The organism is Massilia sp. P2_C2 (genome assembly GCF_056404615.1).
In genome coordinates this window covers 1-2,982 of record NZ_JBFUDR010000498.1, presented here as the reverse complement: position 1 = coordinate 2,982, position 2,982 = coordinate 1, and the positions used below count along the sequence as shown (strand labels likewise).

The window sequence follows — 2,982 nt, the reverse complement described above, 5'->3', positions numbered from 1 at the left end:
ACCCTGGGCCGTGCCCGCCAGCGGCGCCGGCGTGCGCGCCGCCGGCGGCACGGCGGACGGCCGTCCAGTCTTCACGTTGACCCAGTCGCGCAGCACCGCATGCGCCACGGCAAGCAGTGTCGGCCCCACGAACACACCGAGCAGGCCGAACGCCGCCGCCCCGCCCAGCACGCCCAGCATGATGAGGATGAACGGCACATGGCTGCTGCGGCCAATGATGAGGGGCTTGAGCACGTTGTCGATGACAATGGCGACCGCCAGCGACCACACGACGAGGAACACGGCCCAGCCCGGTTCGCCCTGCTGCACGAGCCAGATCGTCCCCGGCACGACGACCAGCAGCGGCCCGCCCGGGATCACGGCAAGGAAGAACGTGACGAGGCCCAGCAGGCCGGGCGACGGCAGGCCGGCGACCCAGTATCCGACGGCGCACAGCAGCGCCTGCACCAGCGACGTGCCGAGGATGCCATACACCACCCCCTTGACGGTGCCGCCGATCAGGCCGAGCAGGGCGTCGGCCTGCGCCCCGGCGACGCGCTGCATCCCGCCCTGCAGGGCGCTGGCGAGGCTGTCGCCGCTCAGGTAGAAGAACGCGGCGAACAGTACGGACAGGATCAACAGACCRATGCCCTGCACGACCGACAGCCCGGCCGCGAGCGCCCCGCCGAGCACCGGCGCGGCCAGCTGGCGCAGCCGGACCACCACCTCCGGATTGCGCGCGGCGACCGCTTCCCACGCGTCCTCCAGGCGCGGTCCGACGAACGGCAGCTGCGCGATCCAGTCCGGCAATGGCGGCGTCCCGGCACCGAGCCGTTCCTGCACGGCGAGGACGAGACCCGGTACGCGGGTCGCGAAGGCGCTGCCCGCGTACACGACCGGGCCGATCAGGACGACGAGGATCGCGAGCACGACGAGCAGCGCCGCAATGCCGCGCCGCCCGCCGAGCGCATCGGCCAGCTTCAGGAACCGGCGGTACGTGGAAAACGCGAGGATGGCGCCCCACAGCAGCGCCGTCACGAACGGCGCGACCACGACGAGGGCGCCGCCCACCAGCACGACCAGCGCCAGGACGCCGGTCAGCTGCTCCATCAATCGGTCGAATTTCACGTCATCCTGCTATCAAGAAGGTGCGCACAAGTGCTCACCGATCTCTTCCTGCCCCGAGCCCTCCTGCTGACCGTGCTCGTGCCTGACAGGCGTCACTTTCCCGCCTCCCGCCGGGCCATGGCCGGCGGCAGTGCCCGGCGTTACCGCCCGGCTCGCCTCGGGTAGCGCCGTTTGCGCCGCGTGGGCGCCGGTGGCGAGCCGTTGCAGATTGATCGCCGCGTTCACGTCGCGGTCGTGATGCGCGCCGCAGCCGGCACAGGTCCAGGTGCGCTCGTCAAGCGCGAACTGGTCGTTACGCTCCCGGCGCTGCAGAGTCTTGACCTTGGTCCCCAGCAGCCTGGCGGCCTGCCCGATTCCCATTATGCTTTCCATGATCATGATTGGACACATCTCCTCATATTTGGTTCGACTAGCGTCGAGCTCCCCATCCGCGCGACCGGCGACGATGTCCGGTACACGTTGGGACATTGTCGTGGCGCGAGTGGCCGGTGCAAATTGGACCTAGGGCTAACCGTCATGGCAGGCCGAGAAACAGGTAGAGGCTGCCATGCCCGCCCTTGGCGCGCCCATAGCCGAGGTACAGCGGACCGAACGGCGTCTCGCCGCCAAGATAGACGGCGGCCGCCTGCTGCCAGCCGTCCAGATGGGTCTCGGTGTACCGGTCGCGCGCCCGGCCCGCCTCCAGCGACGCACCGATCCGCAGGTCGCCGCGCAGGCCCAGCGGCATGCGGCCGATGACGCGCTCGGCGCGGATGCTCGCGAAGCGGATGTCGCCTGCCAGGATCTGGTCGCGCACGTAGCCGGACAGCTGCAAAAAGCCGCCGAGGCCGCCGGCATCRCCGAGCGGCAGGCGTCCTTTCGGCGCGCCCAGGTAGTAATAACGCGCATTCAGCACATAAGGCCCCCACGTCCGGGCCGCGCGCAGGTCGCCGCTCAGCCGCGTGTAATCCTGGTCGCGCGGGTCGAAGTAGTCCAGCCTGGCGTACCAGCCCCGGTTGGGAAAGAACGGCCGGTCGAACTGGTCGAACTCGAGCAGCGCCTGCCAGCCCTTCAGGGTCGCCTCGCCGGTGCGGAGCGTCGGCGCCCCCGTCTCGACCGCCGTATCGAGATGGCGGACCAGGTAGCCGAGGCGCAGCGCACCGAGCACGCCGACGTTCGCACCGATGTTCAGCACGGCCCGCCGCTGGCGGATCAGGTATTCCGCCACGCGGTTGTCGTCCTCGTAGACGCTGATGCGGTCATGGGCAAGGCCCAGCACGGGCTCGACGAACCAGCGCTGGCGCGCCTCCAGCGGCTGGTAGAACTCCGTGTACAGCGCCGCGCGCTCGCCCACCTGGAAGCCGGACAGCCATTCCGCGCCGAGTGCATTGATCCACTTGCGGTGGTAGGCGGCGCGAAAGGCGAATTCCGTCTCCCGGTTGGTGGCCTCAATGAAAACACCGGAGCGCAGGTAGTCCGGGCCCCAGCTCTTTTCGGTGACGACGATGCGCAGGATCGTGCGTCCGTCCACGGAGACGAGCCGGTAGTCCACGCTCTCGACGTCGCCGTCGCCATACACCCGCGCGAGGTCGCGCTCCAGCTGGTCCGCGTCGAACCGGCCGCCGGGCCGGACGTGGAGGTGGCGCGCGATGAAGACCGGATTGACACGCTGCAGGCCAGTGATCTGCACCTCGTCCACGCGCGGATGGGGCGCCTGGGCGGTCCGCAACCGGGCCGCCCAGGCGTCGTATTCCGCCTGTGGCAGGCCGAGACGCGCGAGCGCGGCGGCCTGCGCCTCGGCGGCCGCGCGTCCGCTGGCGGCGCCGGCACGAAACGCGTTGAAGTCGACCGCCGTGATGCCGGCCAGTTCGGGGCGCATATAGATGTCGCCGGGCC

Annotated in this window: 3 protein-coding genes; all 3 read right to left on the bottom strand. The window is 70.1% G+C overall.

From position 1 onward, the window contains the following. Window positions 1–1,107 (bottom strand): AI-2E family transporter (locus AC1DYX_RS29995; RefSeq protein WP_477265694.1); only part of this gene is annotated, 1,107 nt, incomplete at its 3' end. Window positions 1,108–1,119: 12 nt separating this feature from the next. Then, entirely contained in the window at window positions 1,120–1,467 is a 348-nt protein-coding gene (locus AC1DYX_RS29990; protein WP_477265692.1) for a zinc ribbon domain-containing protein, read from the bottom strand. A gap of 154 nt (window positions 1,468–1,621) precedes the next feature. Further along, window positions 1,622–2,982 (bottom strand): BamA/TamA family outer membrane protein (locus AC1DYX_RS29985; RefSeq protein ID WP_477265690.1); only part of this gene is annotated, 1,361 nt, incomplete at its 5' end.